Raw genomic sequence first — 25,348 nt, forward strand, 5'->3', positions numbered from 1 at the left:
AAGGAGCCAGAAATCCATGGCACACAGAAAGAAAAGAATAGTCCGAATCGGCCGCATTCTGGTTCTTTTCGCAATTGCCGCAGGAATTGCGGCAGCAGTGTTCTATGGATTTCATATGATCCGTACGAGAAATCAGAAACAGGAAGCAGCTCAGGTTTCGCCCTCGGCACAGCCGGCTGCAACGCCTTCTGCTTCAGCAGAGCCGACCTATGATCCATCGTTATTCACGGATACCGACAGCCTGTTATTGATCGCAAACAAGAGCCACCGGCTTCCGGAAGGATATGAGCCTTCTGATCTGGTGGATGTCAATACGCTCGGGGGACATGGAAACATTGCCCCGATGATGAGAAAAGAAGCAGCGGAAGCGGAAGCAGAGATGACGGCAGCTGCTGCCGAAGATGGAATCTACCTGCAGTTCAGCAGTGCCTACCGCAGTGAAGAATACCAGTCGGAACTCTACTGGGGCTATGTCGCATCAGATGGACAGGAAGCTGCAGACACCTACAGTTCCAGACCCGGGTATTCCGATCATCAGACTGGTCTGGCAGCAGACTTCGTGGAAAACGGAAGTTCTGACTTCACCGCCGGCTTCGAGAATACCGAGAGCGGAAAATGGCTTTATGAACATGCCTGGGAATACGGGTTCGTGATCCGCTACCCGAAGGGCAAGGATGAAATTACCGGCTATACGTATGAGCCATGGCATTACCGCTATATCGGCAAGGACTGGGCAGCAAAGCTTCATGCGGTAAGCCCGGATGAAACAATTGAAGAATACTTCGGAGTATCCGGAGGAACAGAATATACGGATCCGATCAGCACTCCTGCTTCCTGAAGCGGAGTGCTTTTCTGAGATCGGAGTAGCGGAACGGCAGCTGCAGAAGCTGCCAGCTATGAAAAAGGACCGCGGTCTGCGATCCTTCAGTTTATTTTCTTCAGCATCTCGAATACTAAGCTTGCGCAGTGTTCTGCAGCCTTGGCTTCGAATTCGTCATAGGAGACCTGGACGCTTTCATCTGCTTTATCAGAGATTGCCCGGATGATGACGAATGGAATCTGATTAAGCCAGCATACCTGGGCTATGGCAGTTCCTTCCATCTCCGTGCAGTCACCATGGAACTGTTCTCTGAGTTCCATCTTTTTCTGATGGTCTGCGATGAAGGCATCTCCGCTCAGGATTCTTCCTTCAAATACCTGAACGTCCGGTGCTGCTTTCCGGATGCCTTCGACAGCCAGCTTCCGGAGGGTTTCATCGGCTGGAAACTGCACGATGCCGAGCTGAGGAATCTCGCCGGACTGATAGCCGAAGACTTCCGCGTGGACATCATGGTACATCGCATCTTTCGATACGACGAGATCGCCGATATTGATATCGTTGTTCAGAGAACCTGCGACACCGGTATTGAGGACATGCGTGACATGGAATACCGTGATCAGCAGCTGCGCGCATACGCCGGCATTGACTTTGCCGACACCAGAGCGTACCAGCACGACTTCCTGGGTTCCGATGGTTCCTTCGATGAAGGTCATCCGGGCGATTGTTTTCTCCTGGGTGATGTTCATCTGTTTCTTCAGAGAAGCGATTTCTACTTCCATCGCTCCGATGATTCCGATCTTCATTAGCTTCCTCACTTCGGATAGACCAGATGGGCCTGGTCGATATGTTTCAGCGTATTGTTCATGTAGCGTCTGGCAAGATATCTGGCCATGTTCAGATTCTGATCCAGATAGTTGCCGCAGTCTGATGGAGCAGCGCCCGGAATATCTCCTTCATAGTCCTGGATGAATGCGAACATCCGGATGATCAGCGGAAGAATGTCTTCGGAGCTGTAATTTCCTGCTAAAAGCAGGTAGAACCCGGTTCTGCATCCCATCGGGCCGAAGTAGACGATCCGGTCCTTATACTCCGGATCATTGCGCAGAAAGGTCGCACCGAGGTGTTCAATTGTATGAACCTCGGCAGTATTCATGACCGGTTCCCGGTTCGGGGCTGTCATGCGCAGATCGAAGGTCGTGATGACCGTATCTCCGTACTTGTCTTTTCTGGAGACATAGACTCCTGGTTCCAGGAGCAGATGATTGATCTTAAAGCTCGTGATTTTTTCCATTTCAGTTCTCCGTATGCTGGGTGAACCAGACAGTGATTTCGTTCAGTCTGCGGATGCGATGCTTCGGCTTGCCGGAACGGCTCAGTTCATGATTCTCGCCATGGAAGATGCACATTCTGGTTTCAACGCCGCGCACCGTGAGGGCCTGCATCATCTGCATTCCCTGTTCCAGCGGGCAGCGGTAGTCTTCATCGCTGTGAATGAAGAGAGTCGGAGTCTTGCACTGATCGGCATACTTCAGAGGAGAGTGTTCCCAGAGCTTCTCATAGTCATTCAGTCTGGAAGCACCGCACTGATCCGGTCCGAAGTACGGACCGATATCAGAGATATAGGACATCGAGATCCAGTTGGAGATGGAGCGCTGGCTTGCCGCACAGCAGAAGCGGTCGGTATGCGTGATGATCCAGTTGGTCATGAAGCCGCCATAGCTGCCGCCGGTTTCGCAGACTTTCTTCGGATCGATGTTCGGATACTTCTTCAGCACGGCATCGGTGAAGTCCATCAGATTCCTGAAGTCGACGGATCCATACTGATCACGGATATCGGCGAAGGCATCTCCTCTTCCATCGGAGCCTCGGATGTTCGTGAAGAATACGACGAATCCTTTCGCTGCCCAGACCTGCATCTCATGGAAGAAGGTTTCTCCGTAGACTGCTCGCGGTCCGCCATGAACATCAAGTACGGCGGGATACTTCTTCTTCGGATTGAATCCTTCCGGAAGAAGCACCCATCCCTTCAGCTTCTCTCCGTCTGAGGTAAAGGAGAGCGGCATCGGTCTGGCAATGTATCTGTCCTTAAGAAGTTCATCATTCAGATTCGTGACGCGCACGGCTCTGCCAGTTCCTTCCTGCACATAGACTTCAGCGACATGATTCCAGTCCTGATAGACTGCCGCAAGCTTCTTTCCTTTCACATCAAAGCTGCCGGTCATGCCTGGTTTGTCCCAGACGGTCTTCTGATGGAACTTCTCATCGAAAGAATAGATGCAGGTATGATCCATCTCGGTGGCTTCGGTATAGAGGAAAGATCCATCCGTGCGGAAATGTCCGCTGTCTTCCAGCGTATCGCCGCAGACGCTGTTATTCAGCGAGACTTCCGGGCGATAGACTTCGGTCAGCTTCTTATCTTTCAGAAGATACAGATTCATCGTCTCATTGACGCCATAGGCTTTCATGTCGGTGGCTTCTGCATACAGCTGTCCTTTCTGAATCCAGAGAGAGCCGAAAGAATGATCATTTCTGCCATAGAGAACCGCAGTTCTTCCGTGCTTGGTGTCATAGCTGTATACCTTTGAAGTCAGCGGCTGATTGCCAGCCCATTCCATGCCTGTGTAATAGAGCATCTCGCCATCTGCCATCAGGAAGCCGGTATCGAAGTCAGGCTTCGTGATCCGTTCGACCTGAAACTCTGGTTCTGTCTTCACTAAGAACAAGGCCGTGCGTCTGCGGTTCGTGAAGCCCATGCCGTTGAACCAGTATGGAACTTCATCCACGACCTGGTAGTCTGCTTCGGCTTTCTTCTCTTCGCTTCTGCGTTTCCTGGTTTCTTCATCTGCGCAATAGGCATCCGGATCTCTGCTGTCGATGAGGCCGAGTGCCGCATAGATCGGTCCGCTGACTTTCTTCATGGAAGTCAGAATGAACGGCAGCGTGATCCATGGTTCTGCTTCAGAGCCATGGATATTCAGACGGAACAGCTCTGTGGTTCCTTCTTTTCCCTTCGGGCTCTTCCGTTTCAGAATCAGGGTTTCATTGTCCTCCCAGAACAGAGAGGAAGCGTCCAGGGAATAGGTCATCTGTCTTGCCTTTTTTCCATCATAGAGCCAGACCGACGTATGATACGTATTCTCTTCCAGATCGCCTTTCGTCACATCAAAGCTGAGGTTCTTTCCATCCGGGCTGTAGTTCAGATTGCCCGGAATCCGGTATTCTGCAATATCGCTGATTTCAATCGGTTTCATACTTGTGCTTTCATCTCCCTGACCAGAAAGGTCATTGCAATCGTCTTGGCATCCTGGATCTTTCCCTGCACGATCAGAGCGGTGATTTCATCCAGAGTCATTCTTGATACATTGAGATATTCATCCGGATCCAGATGCTGGCCGCGATACTCGCCTTTGCGGCAGTAGTACATGTCGATGACTTCTTCATCATAGGCCGGGGTCGGCATCATCCTGCCAAGATACGTGAAGTCGGTTCCTTCATATCCGGTTTCTTCGATGATCTCTCTGGCTGCAGTCGTGAAGGGGTCTTCTCCCTTCTCTTTCTTGCCGGCCGGGTATTCGATGGTTTCCGTGCGCTGGGCATATCGCCATTGCGTCACGAGAAAGAATTTCCCTTCTTCGTCTTCCATGGCAATTCCTACGCCGCCCGGGTGTTCCACGACTTCCCGTTCGACGATCTTTCCATCCGGCATCTCTGCCTGGTCCATACGTACATTGATGATTTTTCCGCTGTATACAGTCTTTTCAGACACTGTTTTCTCTTTCAGATCCATGCGTGCCTCCTGCTTCAATATCTTAACGCAGGAAGCACTTTTCTGCGATAATGGGGAACAGAGGGAAGTTTATGAATCAGAAGGTATATTTTGCAGGATCAATCCGCGGCGGCAGAAATGATGCACAGCTTTATCAGGAATTGATTGCGCATATCAACAAGACCGATCACGTCCTGACCGAACAGGTCGGCGATCTGAAGCGTTCCATTCTCGAACAGGGCAGAGGAAAAGATCAGGCCATCTATGAACAGGATACAGCCTGGCTCAGAGAATGCGACCTGGTCATTGCCGAGTGCACGCATCCATCTTTAGGAGTCGGATATGAGATGGCTTATGCCGAGCAGTATGAAAAGCCGGTATATATCTTCTACCGGCATCAGGAATGCGAACTCTCGGCAATGCTTGCCGGAGATCCGTATTTCCATATTCAGTCTTATGAGATGAAAGCAGAGCTGTTCCGGATGATCGATGAGATCCTGAAACAGTGATCAGACCAGATACATATCCATGATCCGCTTCAGTCTGGAACGGTCCAGGCCGTATTCTTCAATCAGATAATTGGAATAAGATCCGTATTTCTCTTTAATGCCATCCAGTACTGCCTGGCCGATTTCTCTGCGCACGCCGGTCTGCATCTGAATCAGAGTTCCGAGTTCAGGACTCTTTTCGATCTGGTCATGGTATTCCTGCATGGTGGAATCAATGATGTCTTTCCGGTAGTCATTGGACTTCAGATAATCCTGAAGAATTGTTTCTTCCGGAATATTGAGTGCCATCAGAAGAACCATGGCTGCGACGCCGGTGCGGTCCTTGCCGGTTGCACAGTGAAATAATAGCGGTGTCTTTCCCTGTTCGATTGCGTTCATCAATGCATGCAGGGCTTCATTCTCAAATGGCATTGCCGCATAGTAGCGGACCAGTTTCCGAAGCTGCTCTACCGCTGCCTCGCCGGTCTGATGCATGCCATTGGGAGAGAAGTCGATCTGTTCCCCGAACTTGCTGACAGTATTGCTGTGCTGGATGATTTCCGTTCCTGGAACGATCGGATCCGGATGTCGCTTCTGTTCATAGTCTGCTCTCAGATCCAGGATATACTTCACATTCTGGTCTTTCAGAGCCCCGAGTTCTTCTTCATTCAGATGATAAAGACCGCCGGAACGGAAAAAGATCCCTTTTCTGATCTTCCTGCCATCTTTTGACTGATACCCGCCGAGATCGCGGACATTATTTTCCTTATTGATCTGATTGATTTTCATATTCAGAACACCTTGTTTTCATCTTAGCAGAGATTTGTGAGAATGGGATGAAAATGCATGGATGATTCCTGCGTGCAGGTATAAAAAAACCGACTCCGCTCTGGAATCGGTTTCCTGTCTGTTTCAGATCAGTATGTCTTCTGATTAGGGTTCAGCGTGCTGTCGACGCCGAAGCCTGCGATTTTCCAGGTGCCTCCGACATTGAGCATCGTCATCTGATAGCCGCAATGCCAGGTCCGGTCGACATCTCCATTGGAAGCGTAGTAGTCGAAGATGACATTGGCAATCAGGGAATCATCTGACTGCTTGACGATCTTCAGTGCTGCTTCATTGGAATAGGCAGGGGTTCCATGGGCAGTAAACCACTGGTTCTGAACTCCGGAGACTCTCTGATAGAAGTCGCTGTCGGTGATGGAGATTGCCGCAACGGCTCCGATGCCGTTGTCCTGGGCAGGCCAGCCTGCGCAGATCTTGGCGTCGCTGATCAGCGTATTGGCGAGATCGGTATCAGAAGCTGCGTCTTCGCCGACATAGATCGTATTGCTGGTGACGTCCTTGATCGTGGTGTATCCGCTCTTGCCGCTTACTTCGACAGTCGGTTCGCTGATCATGCCATCGGCTTCATAGACATCGACAAGCGGTGCAGAAGAGGTATCCGAGAGGCCGCTGTAATTGTCTGCCGGAACTGCTGTCTTGGTCTGGTGAGCACCAGCATCAAGTCCGTTGATCGTGATGGAGAGACCGGTCGGAGCTTCAATGGTATAGTCTTTCTGTTCGTTGAAGATGGTTGCAGTTGCCCATGTTCCATCGCTCTGCTGAACAGAACGGAGATTTGCGATATGGACATTGTCGGAATTGTAGAGCTTGTATTCCTTGACGGTATCGCTGTCGTTGACAATGGAATACTGCACGCTGGAAAGTCCGTCATAGACTGAATTCAGGGCAGCGTTGTAGTCGTTTTCGGTATTGAGGTGATCAACAACCTTCAGGGATTCGGTATAGAGGTCAGTACCCGCCTGGTATGCACCGATGTATTCCTTGATCAGATCTGCCGGAGCAGCTGCTTCTTCAGCAGTGGCGCTGATGAGGTTCTTCGGCATCACTCTTCCGAAGACAAGTCCGCTGACAGCTGCAGCAGAGATGACTGCGATTGCTTTCTTCCATGAAATGCGTGCGCTCATCAGTTGTTTCCCTCCCCTTCCTTGACCAGGAATACGGTAGGCAGATTGCGTGATCCGTACATGGATACGGTGTTGTTCACGTATTCGCCGTTATACATCATGGCACTGGAGTTGCCGCCGTCGAGGTTTGCGGCATTGATGGCATCATAGGCCTGGAATACCTTCACGACATCGCCGTATTCTGCGCCGAAGGAAGAAGGTCCTCTGCCATCGATGACCAGCAGCAGGAAGGTTCCGTCACCTGCCTGGCCGATGGCAGTACGAGGATTGAGCATCGCCAGGTTCGTGGTGCTGTAATCGAAGACGTCTTCGTAGTTATTGATATAGATCGGTCCGAAGGTCACTGCTTCCTGGACGCCCCAGCTCAGAGCATCCTGAGCAGTTGCGCCGGCGCAGACCAGCTTATTGTCTGAATCGATGCCGATGATATCGGAGTATTCCGTCAGACTTCCGGAGACGAGCTGACCTTTATGGATTACGATGCCCTGAGGCTGGCTGCCGTCGCCATGTCCGCCGACATCGATGAAGCCGCCGGCATTGATGCCTGCAACGGCATTGAAATCTTTCATATAGGTATCCAGATCCGGAGCAGCGCCGCCGCTGGCCAGGTTCGGATTGACTTCGACGGTGATGTCGCTCGGGTCGTGGATGAGCATCATCCAGCCTTCATAGGTAGAGCCGGAGATGTGCTCGATGCGGATGTCATCAATATTCTCGTCACCGGTGAATTCCGTGACTTCAATGTCAGCAGAAACCGGCTTGGTTTCACTTCCTCCTGAATTGGAGGTCGAAGCAGCAGCTGCAGTGCTGGAAGCTTCTCCGCAGCTGGTGCATACCAGAGCAGAGATGACGGCTAATACCGAGAGCTTCACGCCGTGCTGGGTATGATTCTTCATATTCTGTTTTCCTTTCCCATAAAAACGGGGAGCCGGAATATCCGCTCCCCGGAAAGTAATTCTGAATTACTTGATGATGGATTCGAGCCACTGTTCTGGCTTCTCGAAACCGAGCAGCTGAACAACAGTAGCAGCCACATTGGCAAGTCCGAAGTCACCGTCCTTGATCTCGGTTCCTTCCGGTCCGTTGTAGATGGCGAACGGAACTCTTGCCAGGGAATGCGAAGTCTTCGGCTTCGGTGTTCCATCCGGGTTGGTTCCCTTGTCGTACATCTCATCGGAGTTGCCATGGTCAGCAACGACAATGAGCGTATAGTCTGCTTTTTTGCAGGCATCCATGATGCGGCGCAGAGACAGGTCGACTGCTTCGACACCGATCAGAGTTGCTTCATAGTTTCCGGTATGGCCGACCATATCGCCATTCGGATAGTTGCAGCGCAGGAACTGATACTTGCCGCTCTCAATGGCAGCGATCATCTTATCGGTGACTTCTTCTGCCTTCATCCACGGCTTCAGATCGAACGGGATGACATCAGAAGGAACTTCTTCCCAGGTCTCCAGCTTGTCATCGAACTTCTCGGAACGGTTGCCATTCCAGAAGTAGGTCACATGTCCGAACTTCTGAGTCTCGGAGCATGCATAGCTGTAAACACCCTTCTTGACGAGGAACTCGGACATCGTGTGCTCGATGTGCGGCGGTTCAACCAGGAAGTGATCCGGGAGCTTGAGGTCTCCGTCATACTGCAGCATGCCTGCGTAGTAGACCTGCGGCTTCTTCGGCATCGGGAACTTGTCGAAGCCCTTGTTCATATAATCAAATGCCTTGGAGATCTCGACTGCACGGTCGCCGCGGAAATTGAAGAGAATCACGGAATCGCCGTCATCAATCGTTCCGACCGGCTTGCCATCCTTGGCAATGACGAATCCCGGCAGATACTGATCGGTATAGCCGCCTTCACCGCGGTAGGTTTCGATTGCTTCTTTTGCGGAAGCGAACTGTCTGCCATCGCCCATCACATGGATGTGCCATCCTTTTTCAACCATGGACCAGTCTGCTTCATAGCGGTCCATCGTGATGACCATACGGCCGCCGCCCGAAGCGATGCAGCCATGGAATGTATCATCATTGAGTTCCTTGAATACTTCCTCGAGCTGATCGACATACTTCAGGGCAGAAGTTTCCGGAACATCACGTCCATCGAGCAGGGCATGCACACGTACTTCATGGATGCCTTCCTTCTTGGCTTCCTTGATCATTGCGATCAGATGGGAGATGTTGGAATGCACGTTGCCATCGGAAAGCAGACCGATGAAGTGCAGCTTTCCATCATGTGCCTTCACATAGTCTGCAGCACCCTTCCAGGCATCGCTGCTGTAGATCTTTCCGGACTCGATGCTCTCATTGACAAGCTTTGCGCCCTGGGAGTAGATCTGCCCGCATCCTAATGCATTATGTCCGACTTCCGAGTTGCCCATGTCCTTGTCGCTCGGTAAGCCGACTGCAGTACCGCTTGCCTTGATCGTGGTATGCGGCCATTTCGTCATCAGTTCATCAATCTGCGGCTTGTAGGCATGAAGCACAGCGTTTCCGTTGTCTTTGTCTGTCCAGCCGACACCGTCCATAACTACCAGTACTACCGGTTTGCTCATATGTGTTCTCCTTTTCTTACCGCTTATTAATATAGCACACCGGCACTGTCCCTTCGGAAGGATTTCACAAAGCATTTATTAAGGTTTGGTAAAGAAAAAACCGGTTTCCCGGTTCAGTCTTCTCCGTATTCGATGATCGGTTCCGAGCAGCTGCGCTCCAGATGAATTTCGGTGCGCGTATGATCGGCTGCACATGGCAGAACGGTGATGACGCTGGTATCGAATTCCTTCTCATTGCTGGAAAGATCGAGTTCCAGGATCGGCTCGCCATGGCGTACCTTGGCTCCGCGGTTCTTCAGAATTCTGAGGCCGCGGATTTTCTGATCCCGGCTGCAGAGTCCGATTCTTACTTCGATATACTGGCCGTCAGCAGTACGGATCTGGAAGAGCTTGCCGCTGCAGTCAATGCGGGTGACTACTCCGTCTGCCGGAGCTTTCACCACGCCGTTTTCCGGCATGACTGCAAAGCCATCACCGATCATCCGCTCGGAAATCTGGTGATCGTGAACCATTGTAATCGGATAGATCTTTCCGATACATGGTGAGTAGATCTTCCCGTAAGCTGCCTTACGGCGGAACAGCTGTAATAACATAATCCCCCGAATGCTGTAAAAACAGCGCTACAATCTGCTAATTTACTCGTTTTTGATGAAAATGCAACTTCATTGGTGAAGTAAATTCTTACAGGAATGCATGTAACAATTTACTTGATGGTCAGTATTGTAAGAGCTTGTGCAATGCAAATATAATGTTCACGTGTTCAATACACAGGAGGAAGAAATGGAAATCAAGAAGTCTCTGGCTTCACTGCTGGCCATCGCAATGCTGGCAGGCTGCAGTTCTGGATCTGCAGCAACCTCAACCGCCGAAGCATCTTCTGATGCATCTGAAGAGGCAGCTACCGCAGCTGCAACTGCTGCCGCTGATGATGGTTCTCAGACCAAGGCAGCACCTGCTGAAACGGGATCCAAGGACATCGACAAGCTCACATTCCAGTTCGTACCGTCCAAGGACGCTGATGTCATCATCACCGGTACTGCTGGCCTGGACAAGCTGGTCATTGATGAAATGGCAAGCAAGGGCTACAACATCGGTTCTGTCGATATCTCGGTCGGTACTTCTTATGAAGCAACGGGTGAAGCTCTCGCTGCTGGCACAATCGATGTAGGCTGGCTGCCGGGCGGAACTTATGCACTGTATTCTGATGAGTGCGATGTCGTCCTGACTGCTACCCGCAATGGTCTGTCCAATGACTCCACCAATCCGGCTGACTGGAATGGCGAAGCAAACGCAACGAAGAAAGATGGACCGCAGGTTACTTATTATCGTTCTCTGATCTATGCTACTCCGTCTGAATATGGCAAGCAGCTTGCTGAAAAGGTCAACAATGGCGAAGCTCTTACCTGGGATGATCTGAACCAGGCTAACTGGGGTGTCATGAATGTTTCAAGCTCTGCTGGCTACATCTATCCGTCTCTCTGGCTCATGAACAACTATGATGGCAAGAAGATCACCGATCTCGATCATGTTCAGACTCTGGATTCCTATGGCTCTGCATTCCAGCAGGCTGCAGCTGAATCCCTCGACATCATTGTCTGCTATGCAGATGGCCGCAACGATTACGAAGCAGCGTGGACGCTGCCGACGGATCAGCAGGATGACACCGGCAAGCAGGGCATGGGACGTTCTGATTCCATCTGGAATGAACTGAATGTCATCGGTGTCGGCGACAAGATCTACAACGATACTGTCGCTGTTACCATGGCTAATCCGGATATCTACAACACCGAATTCATCACAGCTCTGCAGGATTCCCTGATTGATATCATCGGTACTGAGGAAGGAAAGAACATCTTCTCCGTATATTCTCATACCGGATATCAGAAGGCTGTCGATTCTGACTACGACATCGCTCGTGCTGCTCTGAAGGCAGTTGACGAGAACTGAATTCAGTCAATCATCTGCAATTGAAAAGATCGCGTCTGCGATCTTTTCTTATACCTGCATGAATGTGTTTCAGAGATTCCAGTTCTCTAAGAAGTACTGATAGAAATCAATTGCATCGCTCAGTGATCTGAGATCGGCATTCTCATTGTCACTGTGCATGCATGCAAGCTGCTGTGAAGTTAATCGTAACGGATAGAACCTGAGACAGTTCTCCGTCAGCTCTGCAAAGTGGCGATTGTCGGTTCCTCCGGTCATCACATAGGGAGAGATGCCGCAATCCGGGAACTTCTTTCTGATACAGGAGACCAGATACTGATACACGGCAGAATCCTGCGGAGTGACTGGCGAAGCTTCTCTTGAACTCAGCACTTCCAGCTCCAGATCATACTTGTCTGCCTTCTGCTTCAGGATTGCAAGACTGGTCTTCAGATCCTGGGTGAATCCGGTTCGAAGATTTGCGATGACATACGCTTCCGAAGGAATGACATTCGTCGCATCCGATCCTTTCATCTCTGTAAAGCAGATCGTCGTTCCAAGCAAGGCGTCTGCCTGAGCATTCACCTTCCCCATGGCCTTCGTCAGCAATCCCTTATACAGCCAGAGATTCGAGAACAGATACCGCATCGGGAATGAGAAGGAAGGCGCCATATCCTCGAACATCGCTTTCACATGCGGCGTGAACTTCCGTTCATACAGATGCGAATGATTCACTTCATGCATGAAGTCCGCAAGCCTTGTCACCGTGGTCGTCGCATGCGGCGCACTGGAATGTCCGCCTTCTCCCTTTGCGGTGATCTTCACATCGGCATAGCCTTTCTCCGTGATGCCGATGACGGCATACGGCCGATCCATTCCGGCCATTGCCTTATCCACAACTGCTCCGCCTTCATCCCAGGCACAGGCAAGCTTCACGCCATGTTCCTTCAGATACTGGACTGCAGTCTCTGCACCTGGTCCGCTGTTCTCCTCATTGACCGAATATTCCAGCCAGACGTCCCGTTCCGGAACGAATCCCTCTTTCAGCAGATTCTCGATTGCGGACATCTGGCAGAACTGATTGCACTTATCATCCATGACCCCTCTGCCGTAGATCTTTCCTTCATGAATCTCTCCGCCATACGGAGGATACTTCCAGTTCTTCTCATCAGCAGGAACCGTATCCTGATGTCCCATCATCAGGATAGCAGGCAGATCAGAATGCTTTCCTTTCCAGTGATAGAGAAGCACGCCATCCAGTACTGTTTTCTGAAGAGTCTTCGTACAGAGCGGGAATAATCCATCGACTACCTGGTGGTAGGTATCAAATGCAGAGAGATCTTCGCCAGGCAGTCTCGAGTCGGTATGAACCTGGATGAGCTTTGCAAAACGATGTCCCATCTCTTCCAGTTCTTCTTCGTTTCTGGAAGAAGGCAGACGTTCTGCTGCAGGTGATGCTTTGCAATATGCTGCGCGGAATAAGGTAACTGCAAGAAGAATCAGCAGAATGATCAGTATGATAAGTCCTGCCATATCAGATCTTTCCTCCCTTGTACAGCAGATGTCCGATTGCCATGGAAATCACGGCAAGGACAACGACCATGATCGAGACCATCGAAGTAAGCGAAGGAACCAGCCAGAAGATCACTGCAGCAAGGATCCATGGAATGATGGCAATCTTCGGATACTTCCGGATATAGACAAAACCCATGGCCCCGAACAAAGCAGAGACAACCGTCTTGAAGGCAGGCTGCAGAACCGGATTTTCTAAGAGCGGCGTCAGCGGAACAATCAGAAGGACGCCGGCGGCGATGACCAGGGTCGTGACAATCGTGCTCGAAGCGATTGCAATCGTGGAGATCACTTCGTTTTCATCGGTTCCCACTTCGGTTCCGGCAATGTCTCTGGCATTCATGGCACATGGTACTTTCAGGTTGGCAAGGTTGCCCGAGATAAAGCCGAGATACGTTCCGCCGGTTCCTAATAATGGTGCATAGGTAATCACTTCAAGGATTCCGGAAGGAATGTACTGAATCAGCATGGCCATGAGTGCTGCCCAGTAGCCGTCATTGAACGTGAATGAAGTATTGAAGACGAGGCAGACAATGAATGGCACTGCAATCATCAGGCCGAGCATGATGAATCCGGAGATTCTCCCGAAGCGATGCATCTGATCGTTATAGTTCATAATCTTCACCTCACAGGAATGTGCTCATGCCGGGGAACAGGAACTGGCCGAGAACGGCACATGCCATTCCGATCAGCATGCTGAAGGATAATGCATAGCTCTCCAGCCACTTGATCTGTTTCTTCTTGATCAGCATCTGGAAGAATGACATCGCTGCCATAGCAGTGCCGAAAGCGATGAGCGGAAGGATATTCGGTGTTCTTGTTTCTCCGGATACCTGCACCGATCTGAGATAGGACACTGCATCGCCGAGATATGCAGCGATCATGCCGATGAACATGGAAGACAGAAGAATATCTGATGCTTTCGGATCTCCTTTTGCCTTATTCAGAATCCTGTTCTGGTACTTTCTGAAGAAGAATAATGTGAAGATGAGACCGGACAGGATGGTCACGCTCATGCCGAGAACGATGGAGGCATAATCTCCTGCGGTCATCATATTGCTCGGCAGTTCTCCGATGCCTAATCCTTTGGCAAGGTTATTGGCCGTGGAGCTTTCATAATGCAGGGCGCCTAGAACGCTCAGTCTGATCCACGGGATCGGAATGCCAAGCGATGGTGCTAATGCCAGAACGCCGATCAGAATGCCGATGCTCGGCACGATCGTGAAGCTCACAGATGACTGCACGGCCTGTTTCATCACCTGTTCGTCCATGCCGATCTCCTTGCCATGTTTCCATGCTTTCTTCAGGTAGAGAACTGCCTGAATCAGCACTCCGCACACAATGATGACTGCCAGGAGATACATGGGAAAGGAATTCGCTTTTTCCAGAATCTGTTCCATATGGAAATCCCCCTGTTATTACATGTGATTATAGGGCACATTATCCTTTCGTGAAAACGGTTTCCTGTTGTTCTGAATTATGCATGCATGGGAGATGGATATGGATCAGGCGGATCCTGCTCTGGTAAAATAGTACCGGAGGACTTTATGGAAGATAGAGAATATGTCCGCAGGAATGAAGACCGGGATCTGGATGACCGGGATATGGTCCGGGAAGAAGAGATTCTTGCCCAGGATAATGTGAAAAGACATACCGGAGGATTCCAGGTCGTGAATACGATTGTGAGATGTCTGTTATTGATTGCGGTGGTTTTTGTGCTGATCAATCTGCTGATCCGGGCTTTTGCTTGAATGAATGAATTTCCCGGGCTGGACAAGGAATCATACCAGCCTAAGACCTTGAATCGAAACGCAGGAAACATTTCTGAAGAGCCTTGAATAGCTGCATCATTTCAAAACACAAAGAGGCGTTAAACCATGATGTTTAAAGGGTTTGCGCCTCTTATTCTCTTCTGAAACTGTCGAATACAGAATGATATATAAACATATCGGAAAACAGGGAAAATAACCTGAATTGTCCTGAGATCATAAATAGTGCTCAAAAACAGCAAATTCGGTTTTCATACCAAAAAGCCTCAGTGAGTTTACTGATTTATGCTTTCAACTGGCCAATCTTCTATTACAATATAGCCGTTAAACAAGGGGATAACTTCATGAGTATAGAGTTCAGAGATGTATCGAAGACCTACCCGAATGGGACCAAAGGGCTCCAGCATGTGAATCTCACCATCGAGCAGGGAGAATTCGTTGCCATCATCGGTCTTTCCGGTGCTGGCAAATCCACGCTGATCCGCACGATCAACCGGATGATTGATGTCACGGATGGTCAGCTGATTGTTGATGGAACAGATGTGATGACGCTGAAGGGAAAAGAGCTCAGAAAGTTCAGACGGAAGATCGGCATGATTTTCCAGTCGTTCAATCTGATTACCCGTTCTACGGTCATCAAGAATGTGCTGACTTCGAATGTTCCGGATATGCCATGGTATAAGGTGCTGTTCGGATATTATTCCAAAGAGCAGAAGATGAAGGCTCTGGAAGCACTGGATAAGGTTAATATCCTGGACAAGGCATACAGCCGCTGCGATGAACTTTCCGGAGGCCAGATGCAGCGTGTTGCTCTGGCAAGAACGCTGAATCAGAATCCTTCGATCATTCTGGCTGATGAGCCGGTTGCGTCCCTGGATCCGATCATGGCAGATGTGGTCATGAGCGACTTTGCAAGAATCAATCAGGATATGAATATCACGATTCTGCTGAATATTCATCATGTCGATCTGGCGATGAAGTATGCTACGAGAGTGATCGGAATCCGTCAGGGACATGTGGTCTATGATGGTCCTGCTTCCAAAGTAACCAAGGACGTTCTGGATGAGGTTTACCAGGGCAAGGAAATTCCTACCACGGAAAATGATAAGGGCGGTAAGAAAGCATGAGCACCGCAGAAAATTCCAGGCCTGCTCTGTTTGACCGGATTTTCAAGCCGGAGCATATCATTCTGGAAAATGGGCATACGATTGATCGTCCGAAAAGCAGAATGCCGCTCATTCTGACGGTACTGGTGATCGTGGTATGGATTTCGGTTGTCGCAACCGGGTTCAATTTCCATACGATCATTGACCGCAGGAATCAGCTGACGGTCATTCTGAGTCAGATCTTCCAGCCGAAGTGGAGCTATCTCGATAAGGTATGGAAGCCTTTGATTGAAACCATCAAGATGTCTCTGATGGGCACGGTCATCGGCTGCCTGCTTGGTCTGCCGATGGCGATCTTCGCTTCCACGAATATCAACAAGAATAAGCCAGTGGTCGTGATTCTGCGTCTGATCCTGGCCGTGCTTCGTTCCGTGCCGACGCTGATCTATGCATATATGTTTGCATTGATCTTCTCGCTTGGCGCATTTGCCGGAACGATTGCGATCGTGATCTTCACGCTTGGCATTGTTGCCAAGATGCTCTACGAGTCCATTGAGACCATCGACATGAAGCCGTATGAGGCAATGGTAAGTTTCGGTGCCAATACGCTGCAGGCGTTCTGGGCTGCGTGCATGCCGCAGATTCTGCCGACATATCTGGATGACTGCCTGTACTGCTTCGAGCTGAATGTTCGTGCTTCTTCGATTCTCGGCTATGTCGGTGCCGGCGGTCTCGGCGTGCTGATCCGCGAACGGACCGGTCTTCGTGATTATACGGATCTTGGAACGGTATTGCTGACGCTGTTCGTGGTCGTGCTTCTGATCGACTGGCTGAGCGACTGGCTGCGTTCCAAGCTGTCATGAGGAAGGAGGTTCCTAGATGAGTACAAAGAAAGAAAGCGGTGCAGAGCAGTCTGCCCGCATCCTGGAAACGCTCCAGGCAGAGCCGAACTACTTCTGGGCACGATTCATCACGTTTCTGATCCTTCTGGTTCTGGTCATCTGGAGTTCTTCTTCCATTCATTACAACGGGGTTGCCAGCAAGGGTTCTGAGGTTGCTTATGGAATTCTGAACGGCATCACGCATCCGGATCAGAGCATGCTGTTCACAACTTCCACGTCCGGGGTTCCTTATCTGATTCTGCAGACCATTGCGATTGCAGTGCTCGGCACGATCTTCGGCGGAATTCTGGCGATTCCGGTATCATTCTTAGCTTCGACGAATATCGTTCCGAAATGGCTTGCTTATATCTTCCGGGCACTGATTCTTCTGATACGCACGATTCCGTCTCTGGTATGGGCTCTTGTCTGGATCCGGGTTACCGGTCCTGGTCCGTATTGCGGTGTCGTCACGCAGTCGATCTGCTCGATCGGCATGATTTCCAAGATGTACATCACTGCTATTGAAGATCTGGATACCGGCATTCTGGAATCCCTGGATGCGGCTGGATGCACGACATTCCAGAAGATCAGATGCGGCATTCTTCCGCAGTTAAGTGCAAGCTTTATCTCGACGGTCATCTACCGCTTCGATATCAACCTCAAGGATGCGACGACGCTTGGCATCGTTGGTGCGGGCGGCATCGGTGCTGCTCTGGTCCAGGCGATTTCAGGAAACCGCTGGTCGATTGTCGGTTCGTTCCTGATTGCGCTGATCATCCTGGTCCTGATCATCGAATGGTGCTCCACGAAGATCCGGGCAAGACTTGCTCACGGCAGACAGTAATGTCAGTTCAGAGATGCGGGATTCCGCATCTCTTTTCTTGTTGAGAACGCATCAGCGTTTCGCCTATAATACATACGCAGATTGGGGATACAGACAAAGAAGATGAAAAACAGAATCCGGATTCTTGCGACCAGTGATTTGCATGGTTCGATTTATCCATACAGCTATGCCGATGGCAGTGAAACTGCCCAGGGCATGGCAAGACTTTCTACCTTGATTCAGTCGCTCAGGGATGACAATACCCTGCTGATTGATAATGGCGATACTCTCCAGGGAACGCCGCTTACCTATTTCCACTACCGCTATCATCATGACTGGATCTGCCCGATGACGACGGTCATGAATCTGATGGGCTACGACTATGTGAACATCGGCAATCATGACTTTGACTATGGCGAGCAGGCATTGCAGAATCATCTGAACCTGCTGAAGGCACCATGCATCACGAGCAATGTCAGCATCTCCGGTACCCCGCTTGGTCCGAATTACGTGATCAGGGAGATCGGCGGAAAGAAGCTTGCGATCTTCGGTGTAATCACCCAGTATGTTCCGCACTGGGAAGCGAAGAAAAATATCCGTCATTCAAAGTTCAGAGATGCGTATGAGACTGCTGCGAAGACAGTGGAACTGATCCGCGGCCTGGAGAAGCCGGATTATGTGATCGGGGTCTATCATGGCGGGTTTGAACGAGATCTGAAGAACGGATATCCGGTGGGCGATCTGACCGGGGAAAACGAGGGCTATGAGATGATGCGCTCGATTCCTGGTCTTGATATCCTGATTTCCGGCCATACGCATACCGCGGAATGCGGAAAGGCGTTCCATACGGTCTATACGCAGACCACCGATAGTGCGAAGGATCTTGCCTGCATTGATATTTATACGGATACCGGAGTGATTGAGCCGCAGATTCTGAAAGCAGACTGCGAACCGGATCAGAAGATTCTGGATGCAGTCATGAATGAGGAAGAAGAGTGCCAGAAGTGGCTGGATACGCCGATCGGCACTTCTAAAGTAAATCTGCAGATCACGGATGAGATGGATGCCCGCCTGCACAAGAGCCAGTGCGTCACGTTCCTGAATATGGTGCAGAAAGAAGCGACCGGGTCTGATCTGTCCTGCACGCCGCTGTTCCTGCATGCGACGGGATTTCCTTCTGAAATCACGATGCGCAATATTGTGAGTACCTATCTGTTTCCGAATACGCTGGTCGTGAAGGAAATTTCCGGGAAAGTGCTGAGAGAATATCTGGAGAAGGATGCGGAGTTCTGGTCGATCCGCAATGATGCGATCATCGTTTCGCCATGGATGGACTACCCGAATCCTCAGCATTACAACTATGACATGGTTGACGGGATCGAGTATACGATCCGGGTTTCGGAAGATCCCGGGCATCGGATCGAAAAGCTGACTTATCAGGGACATGAGGTCACGGATGACATGTCCTTTACCATGAGCATGAATAATTACCGGGCTTCCGGGGGAGGCAATTATTCGATGATCGCTTTCTGCCCGACGGTCAAGGAAGTTCCGATCTCTATGGTTGAGCTGATTGCAGATTATATTCTGGAACATAAAGTGATTGATTTCACGCCGGTGAACAATATCACGGTCGTGAAGTGAGGGGGTTCTATGAGCAATGTGTTTGATGTCATTCTTCTGACTGCCCTTCCGGCCAGCGGAAAGTCTGAAGTCAGAAGTTTTCTGGCCAATGTCGGGAAAGAACGACTCCAGAAAGAATTTCATATCGGCGAGAATCTGCAGCTGGATGATTTTCCTTATGTGAACTTCATGCGGCTGATTGATACAGCCCTTGCGGAGAATGGTTCTGAGAGAATCTTCTATGCGAGTGATGAAGATCCTTTCTATGACAGCAGAGACTGGGGCACTCTGATTCAGCTGCTGAATGAAGACTATCATCATCTCCTGAACCGTGAAAAGCTCTCTTCTGCAAGTCCTGCAAAGACCCTGTTCGAGCGGATTGACCGGGCAGCGCTGGCGGTTGGAATCCCGCCCCGCTTAGAGAAGCTGGATGATGCCCTGATTGCGAAGATTGCAGAAGCACTGGATGAGGAAGCACTCCGGATTCAGCATCTGACGGAAGATCAGTATACGGAGGACATGAACGATAAGACGATCATCATCGAGCTTTCAAGAGGAGGTCATGATGGGGCTTCCTTCCCGCTGCAGAATACCGAAGGCTATCAGTATAGCCTGCCGCTGTTTGCGCCGGATCTGCTGAGTCATGCGGCGGTTCTCTATATCCGCGTGGATCCGGAAGAGTCGAGAAGAAAGAATGCAGCAAGGTTTGATCCGGATGATCCGCAGTCTTCGCTGCATCATATGACGCCGGTTAAAGTCATGCTGAATGACTACGGGTGCGATGATATGCCGTATCTGATTGAACAGAGCAGAAAAGCAGATTCTGTCACGGTAAACAGCTACGGAAATCTGATCGATCTGCCGGCTGGAGTTTTCGACAACCGGACAGATCAGACGACCTTCTTAAGAGAAGATCCTTCTCATTGGGATCCTGCGCGGATTCAGAAAGTCAGCGATTCTCTCCGCAAGGCTGCGGATGCGATGTGGGCTGGCTATCGCCATTAATCAAAACAGGTCTTCATGCAGTTAAATGCAGAGGACCTTTTATTATTATTCAATTGCTTTCCTGCTCTGAAGGAAGCTCAGGACTCCTGCTGCAATCGGCCAGATCAGCCAGCTGACTGCCCAGGTTCCTGTCGCAAAGCTGAAAATCAGATAAATCGCTGTGACAGCTCCCCAGAAAGAAGAGACAGAGGCATTGTCTTTTTTGGCTTCCTGATTGTAATGTCCTTCCTGAAGCAGGCAGCTGAACCATATGCGCAGCGAAGAAGTGCGGACCAGAAGAGAGACTCCGTATCCGATCATGACCATCATGACTGCACACATCAGGAGTATCAGGGTTTCGCTGTCTTCATTCAGCGCAGCTCCGAGAATCACCGGAGCAATGCTGAAGACAATGAAGAGAATGCCTTTCGTCTTTGTATTCTGATTGGCTTGCTCAAAAGCTGTCTGCTGTTGTTTCAGCCAGTCCTCTGCCCCGTATTCCAGTTCAAATGATTCTTTCTTACAGGACTCATAAGGCTTCATGCGCTTTGAGGAAGAAATGAGCATGATGATTCCAGAAGCGATGAATGCCATCATCAGAAGCAGGCTCAGAAGAATTGCCGCATCTCCCAGAGTTCCCAAGGCAAGAACCGGAGCGATGCAGCAGATTTCCATCATGACTCCGATCCCGGTATTTCTCGAAGAAAGTCTGGCATCTTCTATGCATCTGCGTACTTCTTCATTGGAAAATACTGGCAGAATCTCTTCTTCTTCAGGTCTTTCCTCTCCCTGGATGTCATCATCCTGGAAGAGTTTCTGATTCTGATCATTCAGATAGTCTCTCAGCGGATTTTCGTCTGCATATGGAATCTGTGATAATTCCTGTTTCTGCTGTTCTGCCATCTCTTTTTCCCCTCATTGTTCCCCGAAGAACAAAAGAAAGAGGTTCCCCTCTTTCCATGGTCAGTTGCTGCTGCTTTCCGGCAGATAGAACACCTGCTCATCGTCTTTGGTAAGCAGATAAGTTCCTCTGGCATAGCTTGCGACATAATCCGGATCTTCCAGCTTTTCTTTCTCTGTGGTCAGATAAGAATTCTCATCCTGTACCTGCTGGTACTTGTCCTGCACTTCCGCGAGCTGCTTTTTCAGGTTGATGGTAGTATATACCTCTTTGAATACTTCCAGCAGCAGATATGCAGAAGCACCGATCACAAGGAAGCAGATGAACTTCAGAAACGGTGTATACTGCTTTTTCTTTTTCGGCTTTGCCTGTGTTTTCGTGTGTTTTGATGCAGGAGCCTGGTTCTTTTTCTTATTTTCTGCCATTCGTCTGTCCTCCTTTCCTGGTAAAGCTATTTATATCATGATTCAGGAATCCCATCAAGATTCCTCGGGCTTCATGATCGTTTCTTCCGAGACGACTTCATACATGTCCTGGGCGTCTGCTTTCTTTTTCACTTCTTCCGTGGAAAGAACGCGGACAGTCAGTTTCCGGTTTCCGAAACTGATCGTGACCAGATCTCCGGCATGTACCTCATGGCCTGGCTTGGCGGTCTTTCCGTTGATTTCTATTCTCTGATTCTCGGCGAGTTCCTTGGAGATCGTGCGCCGTTTCAGAATTCTGGATACTTTCAGATATTTATCTACTCTCATTTGCGCGGAGTGCCTCCTTTGCATGCATGATCACATCAGCTGCCAGACTGACGGTGCTCTTCATCTTCGGCAGGGTTGCAGAAATCTGACTGTCCGTGTAGCGAAGTGCAATATCCTTATTCAGATCGCTGAAAATCCTGAACAGCTTCACGCCATCAACCTGCTGGCTGAACAGCTTTGAAAATGTGATTCTCGTCTGACCTTTGACATCCCGGCAGCTGTCGACAGAAGGATCATTCACCAGAATATCGAGTCTTCTCTTATCAAACAGAGCCTGCACTTCTGAAGGAAGCTTGCCATACTGGTCGGTGACTTCTTCCCGGTATTGTTCCAGCTGCTCTATCGAGCAGATCTGATCGATTTTCTGGTACATCGAGATCTTGTCATAATCATCCGGTGCGAAGTTTTCCGGAATATAGCTTGTCTCCGGAATGACAGCATGGCGGAGTTCCTGCTTTTCTTCCTTGACGATGCCTTTCTTCTTCGCAATGGCTTCTTCCAGCATCTCGATGTACATATCAATGCCGACGGTATCGATAAATCCGGACTGATCCGGACCGAGCAGGTCCCCTGCTCCGCGGATCGTCAGGTCTCTCATCGCAATCTTGTAGCCAGAGCCTAGTCTTGCAAACTCCTTGACTGCCTGCAGACGCTTGGATGCGGTCTCGCTCAGCTGTCTGCGCGGCGGAATCAGAAGATAGGCATAAGCGACTCGGTCGCTTCTTCCGACTCTTCCCTTGATCTGATAGATCTGGGAAAGACCGAAGTCCTGAGCATTCTCGATGATCATCGTATTGGCATTCGGAATGTTGATGCCGTTTTCGATGATGGTCGTGCAGACCAGCACATTGATTTCATGCCGTGTGAACTGCATCATGACATCTTCGATGTCTTCCCGGTTCATTTTGCCATGCACGATGCCGATTCTCGCATCCGGAATCAGAGACTGCAGGGTGCGGGCAGTATTGTAGATCGTATCGATGCTGTTATAGAGATAGAATACCTGGCCATTTCTTGCCAGCTCTTTCTCGATGGCGTCTACGATCAGGCCTCTGTTCTTCTCCACGACATAGGTCTGCACATTGTAGCGATTATCCGGCGGGGTTTCGAGCAGAGACAGAGACCTGATGCCGACCAGGCTCATCTGAAGCGTTCTCGGAATCGGAGTGGCACTGAGCGTCAGAACATCAATGCCGTTCTTCATCTCCTTGATCTTTTCCTTATGCTCCACGCCGAAGCGCTGTTCTTCATCTACCACCAGGAGACCGAGGTCCTTGAACTGCACGTCTTTCGAAAGGATGCGATGGGTTCCGATCAGGATATCCACCCTTCCTTCTCTTGTATCTTTCAGAGTTTCCTTCATCATCGAAGGCGGAACAAACCGATCCAGCACCCGGACTGTAAACGGATAACCGGAAAACCGTTCTGAGAACGTATGATAATGCTGTTCCGCAAGGATCGTAGTCGGACAGAGGACAGCAACCTGCTTGTTCTCGCTAGCTGCCTTGAAAGCTGCCCGGACTGCGATCTCGGTCTTGCCGAAGCCGACATCGCCGCAGATCAGACGGTCCATCGGCTTGTCGCTTTCCATGTCACGCTTGACGTCTTCGACTGCTTTTGCCTGGTCCGGAGTCAGTTCATACTGGAATTCTGATTCGAATTTCTTCTGTTCTTCGGTATCCGGCTGATAGGCATATCCGATATGTGTTTCCCGGCTGGAATACAGGGAAACCAGACGTTCTGCAATGTTGGTGACATCTGCTTCGAGGCGTTCTTTCGTCTTTTCCCATTCGCCGCTGCCAAGCTTGTTCAGCTTCGGAACGACGCCTTCTCTGGAAACGAATTTTCTGACCAGGCGGAACTGTTCCAGAGGAACCAGCAATTCGGCATTGCCGCGGTAGATCACCCGCAGGAAGTCTCTTTTGACGCCCTGGATTTCCCTGGTCTCTATGCCCATGTACTGGCCGACGCCGTGCTGGGCATGGACAATATAGTCTCCTGGTTCCAGTTCTTCATAGGAGTGGATGACTTCTGCACTGCGGAATTTCTTTTCGAATCTGCCGGTATGATGATGAATTTCAAAGAGTTCTGAAGCAGTGATGACTTTGAGATTCTTCTCAGAGATCTCAAATCCCTCAGCCAGCGGATTCATCAGAATCTGGAAGCCTTCTGAAAGAGTACTGTCATCTGTTACGAGCTTGTACGGATGCTTGTATTCAATGCAGGCATCAATGAGCCTCGGCATTTCTTTTTCTTTGAGGCAGAACAGAACTCTGGAACCATCGTCCAGCAGCTTCAGCTTCAGATCCAGCGGCTCATTCGGCAGATGAATCTCAGAGATCCCGGAAGTTTTGTCATAGTACGGGTCTTCTTCCATACTGCGGCATCCATCAGCGACGCGGTGCAGATCATGCCACATGGAAAAACGCGGCAGCAGCTTCTTCTCCTGCACCATCTCCTGGATGTAGCTGGTAGTTTCTTCGATCAGTCTTCTGGTGCTTTCCTCAATGGCAGTGCGATCTGACCAGATCACCAGCGGATGATCCATGTAATCCAGAATCGAAGCGGTCTGATTCAATAATGCCGTATACGGATACATGCCGGCCTGAATCACACCATTCTTCACTAGTTCCAGATCGGTTTCCACGGATCCTCTGAGTGCATCGTCCCCTTTTTCTTCCAGAAGCCGTTCTGCTTCTTCCGTGATTTCCTGTACCTGGTCTTCGGTAAACAGGATATCGGAAGCCGGAACAATCTCGACATGATCTGCCGGGGTGATTGTCTTCTGCGTGGATTCATCGAAGAAGCGGATGCTGTCGATCTCATCATCAAAGAATTCAATCCGGATCGGATGATCATAGTTGATCGAATAGACATCTATGATACCGCCTCTAGCAGCAAACGAAAGCGGCTGATCAATGTGGCTGGCCTGCATGTATCCCCCTGCCTTCAGGCGCTTTCTGATTTCTTCCATATCTGCGTGGTCGCCTGGTTTCAGAGAAATGCAGCTGCTGCGGAATACTTCTGGCAGCGGCAGATGTCTCAGAAGCCCGGACGGGCTGGTGATGACAATCTGATCCGGACGATTCAGAAGTGATGCAAGGGTTTCTACTTTTCCTGCCATCATCTCCGGAGAAGAAGCAATTGCTTCAACTCTCAGAGATTCATCCGACCCGAAAAGCGCACATTGTCCTTCCTGCAGGAGGGATGATACCCTCTCATACAGTCTCTGTGCGCTGTAGAGATTATTTTTCACGACCAGAATCGGCCTTGGATTCTTCAGATAGGAGGCACTGAGAATCAGTGCTTCCTGAATCAGAGAATTCAGAGGCAAGGTTCCTCTGCCTGCATTCAGCTGTCTCAGAGCAGCATTGTCTTTCAGCTCTTCCAGCAGCTGTACCGGCATTCCAGATTCTTCCTGCAA

Annotated in this window: 25 protein-coding genes; 9 read left to right on the forward strand and 16 right to left on the reverse strand. The window is 50.1% G+C overall.

The genetic code is table 11. The annotated features are described in order from the left end of the window. The first annotated feature begins 16 nt into the window (after positions 1–16). Complete coding sequence (locus C7E00_RS00375; protein WP_105302394.1) at positions 17–838, forward strand: M15 family metallopeptidase; 822 nt, start codon at positions 17–19, stop codon at positions 836–838. A gap of 86 nt (positions 839–924) precedes the next feature. Here C7E00_RS00375 and C7E00_RS00380 read toward each other — a convergent pair whose 3' ends face one another. From C7E00_RS00380 to C7E00_RS00395, 4 genes are read right to left on the reverse strand one after another with little or no spacing between them, the layout of a single operon-like run. Beyond that, a complete protein-coding gene (locus C7E00_RS00380) occupies positions 925–1,623 on the reverse strand; it encodes a 5'-methylthioadenosine/adenosylhomocysteine nucleosidase (protein ID WP_105302395.1) in 699 nt (232 codons plus the stop codon). An 8-nt stretch (positions 1,624–1,631) separates the two neighbouring features. Beyond that, positions 1,632–2,111, reverse strand: a complete 480-nt coding sequence (locus C7E00_RS00385; RefSeq protein ID WP_105302396.1) for an S-ribosylhomocysteine lyase — start codon at positions 2,109–2,111, stop codon at positions 1,632–1,634. Between the two features lies 1 nt (position 2,112). Beyond that, positions 2,113–4,071: an alpha/beta hydrolase family protein gene (locus tag C7E00_RS00390; protein WP_105302397.1), complete on the reverse strand. Its 1,959-nt coding sequence runs from the start codon at positions 4,069–4,071 to the stop codon at positions 2,113–2,115. Further along, positions 4,068–4,607 carry an NUDIX domain-containing protein gene (locus tag C7E00_RS00395; protein WP_105302398.1) on the reverse strand — a complete coding sequence of 180 codons (540 nt, stop codon included), beginning with the start codon at positions 4,605–4,607 and terminating at the stop codon, positions 4,068–4,070. The genes C7E00_RS00390 and C7E00_RS00395 overlap by 4 nt, the downstream gene beginning before the upstream one ends. A 71-nt stretch (positions 4,608–4,678) precedes the next feature. On the opposite strand from C7E00_RS00395, the gene C7E00_RS00400 reads away from it, so the two are divergent. Continuing rightward, the gene (locus C7E00_RS00400; RefSeq protein ID WP_105302943.1) at positions 4,679–5,095 is read left to right on the forward strand and encodes a nucleoside 2-deoxyribosyltransferase; all 417 of its coding nucleotides are present in this window, start codon (positions 4,679–4,681) and stop codon (positions 5,093–5,095) included. Here the strand turns inward: C7E00_RS00400 and C7E00_RS00405 are convergent, their stop codons facing one another. From C7E00_RS00405 to C7E00_RS00425, 5 genes are all read right to left on the reverse strand, one after another. After that, a complete protein-coding gene (locus C7E00_RS00405) occupies positions 5,096–5,863 on the reverse strand; it encodes a tyrosine-protein phosphatase (protein WP_105302399.1) in 768 nt (255 codons plus the stop codon). Positions 5,864–5,991: 128 nt separating this feature from the next. Beyond that, positions 5,992–7,044 (reverse strand): hypothetical protein, encoded by a 1,053-nt coding sequence (locus tag C7E00_RS00410; protein ID WP_105302400.1) that lies wholly within the window; start codon positions 7,042–7,044, stop codon positions 5,992–5,994. After that, on the reverse strand, positions 7,044–7,940 hold the full coding sequence (locus C7E00_RS00415) for a phosphodiester glycosidase family protein (RefSeq protein WP_105302401.1): 897 nt from the start codon (positions 7,938–7,940) through the stop codon (positions 7,044–7,046). Before C7E00_RS00415 ends, C7E00_RS00410 begins: the two co-directional genes overlap by 1 nt. A gap of 66 nt (positions 7,941–8,006) precedes the next feature. Next, entirely contained in the window at positions 8,007–9,590 is a 1,584-nt protein-coding gene (gene gpmI, locus C7E00_RS00420) for a 2,3-bisphosphoglycerate-independent phosphoglycerate mutase (protein WP_105302402.1), read from the reverse strand. Between the two features lie 113 nt (positions 9,591–9,703). After that, positions 9,704–10,183, reverse strand: coding sequence for a PTS glucose transporter subunit IIA (locus C7E00_RS00425; protein ID WP_105302403.1), 480 nt, complete (start codon positions 10,181–10,183; stop codon positions 9,704–9,706). Between the two features lie 187 nt (positions 10,184–10,370). Here C7E00_RS00425 and C7E00_RS00430 point away from each other — a divergent pair, with 187 nt between their 5' ends. Further along, entirely contained in the window at positions 10,371–11,537 is a 1,167-nt protein-coding gene (locus C7E00_RS00430) for a PhnD/SsuA/transferrin family substrate-binding protein (protein WP_105302404.1), read from the forward strand. A gap of 69 nt (positions 11,538–11,606) precedes the next feature. On the opposite strand, the gene C7E00_RS00435 is transcribed toward C7E00_RS00430, so the two are convergent. The 3 genes from C7E00_RS00435 to C7E00_RS00445 are packed head-to-tail and all read right to left on the reverse strand — an operon-like array spanning position 11,607 to position 14,485. Next, entirely contained in the window at positions 11,607–13,046 is a 1,440-nt protein-coding gene (locus C7E00_RS00435; RefSeq protein WP_105302405.1) for a M20/M25/M40 family metallo-hydrolase, read from the reverse strand. Between the two features lies 1 nt (position 13,047). Continuing rightward, positions 13,048–13,701 carry a hypothetical protein gene (locus C7E00_RS00440; protein ID WP_105302406.1) on the reverse strand — a complete coding sequence of 218 codons (654 nt, stop codon included), beginning with the start codon at positions 13,699–13,701 and terminating at the stop codon, positions 13,048–13,050. 10 nt (positions 13,702–13,711) lie between these two features. Continuing rightward, positions 13,712–14,485 (reverse strand): DUF5058 family protein, encoded by a 774-nt coding sequence (locus tag C7E00_RS00445; RefSeq protein ID WP_105302407.1) that lies wholly within the window; start codon positions 14,483–14,485, stop codon positions 13,712–13,714. A gap of 147 nt (positions 14,486–14,632) precedes the next feature. Here C7E00_RS00445 and C7E00_RS00450 point away from each other — a divergent pair, with 147 nt between their 5' ends. From C7E00_RS00450 to C7E00_RS00475, 6 genes are all read left to right on the forward strand, one after another. Next, complete coding sequence (locus C7E00_RS00450; RefSeq protein ID WP_105302408.1) at positions 14,633–14,836, forward strand: hypothetical protein; 204 nt, start codon at positions 14,633–14,635, stop codon at positions 14,834–14,836. Positions 14,837–15,198: 362 nt separating this feature from the next. Next, positions 15,199–15,981 carry a phosphonate ABC transporter ATP-binding protein gene (gene phnC / locus C7E00_RS00455; RefSeq protein WP_105302409.1) on the forward strand — a complete coding sequence of 261 codons (783 nt, stop codon included), beginning with the start codon at positions 15,199–15,201 and terminating at the stop codon, positions 15,979–15,981. Further along, a complete protein-coding gene (phnE, locus tag C7E00_RS00460) occupies positions 15,978–16,823 on the forward strand; it encodes a phosphonate ABC transporter, permease protein PhnE (RefSeq protein WP_105302410.1) in 846 nt (281 codons plus the stop codon). Before phnC ends, phnE begins: the two co-directional genes overlap by 4 nt. Positions 16,824–16,839: 16 nt before the next feature. Then, positions 16,840–17,685 carry a PhnE/PtxC family ABC transporter permease gene (locus C7E00_RS00465; protein WP_105302411.1) on the forward strand — a complete coding sequence of 282 codons (846 nt, stop codon included), beginning with the start codon at positions 16,840–16,842 and terminating at the stop codon, positions 17,683–17,685. 102 nt (positions 17,686–17,787) lie between these two features. Then, positions 17,788–19,308, forward strand: a complete 1,521-nt coding sequence (locus C7E00_RS00470; protein WP_105302412.1) for a bifunctional metallophosphatase/5'-nucleotidase — start codon at positions 17,788–17,790, stop codon at positions 19,306–19,308. A 9-nt stretch (positions 19,309–19,317) separates the two neighbouring features. Then, entirely contained in the window at positions 19,318–20,292 is a 975-nt protein-coding gene (locus C7E00_RS00475; RefSeq protein WP_105302413.1) for a hypothetical protein, read from the forward strand. 45 nt (positions 20,293–20,337) lie between these two features. Here C7E00_RS00475 and C7E00_RS00480 read toward each other — a convergent pair whose 3' ends face one another. The 4 genes from C7E00_RS00480 to mfd are packed head-to-tail and all read right to left on the reverse strand — an operon-like array spanning position 20,338 to position 25,330. Further along, the gene (locus tag C7E00_RS00480; RefSeq protein WP_105302414.1) at positions 20,338–21,174 is read right to left on the reverse strand and encodes a hypothetical protein; all 837 of its coding nucleotides are present in this window, start codon (positions 21,172–21,174) and stop codon (positions 20,338–20,340) included. A 60-nt stretch (positions 21,175–21,234) separates the two neighbouring features. Further along, entirely contained in the window at positions 21,235–21,597 is a 363-nt protein-coding gene (locus C7E00_RS00485; protein ID WP_105302415.1) for an FtsB family cell division protein, read from the reverse strand. Between the two features lie 54 nt (positions 21,598–21,651). Next, a complete protein-coding gene (locus C7E00_RS00490; RefSeq protein ID WP_105302416.1) occupies positions 21,652–21,924 on the reverse strand; it encodes an RNA-binding S4 domain-containing protein in 273 nt (90 codons plus the stop codon). After that, a complete protein-coding gene (mfd, locus tag C7E00_RS00495) occupies positions 21,911–25,330 on the reverse strand; it encodes a transcription-repair coupling factor (protein WP_167836403.1) in 3,420 nt (1,139 codons plus the stop codon). Before mfd ends, C7E00_RS00490 begins: the two co-directional genes overlap by 14 nt. Positions 25,331–25,348: the final 18 nt, after the last annotated feature.

It is taken from the genome of Anaerolactibacter massiliensis, from assembly GCF_900290205.1.
In the GTDB taxonomy this organism is placed as follows: Bacteria; Bacillota_I; Bacilli_A; order Erysipelotrichales; family Erysipelotrichaceae; genus Bulleidia; species Bulleidia intestinalis.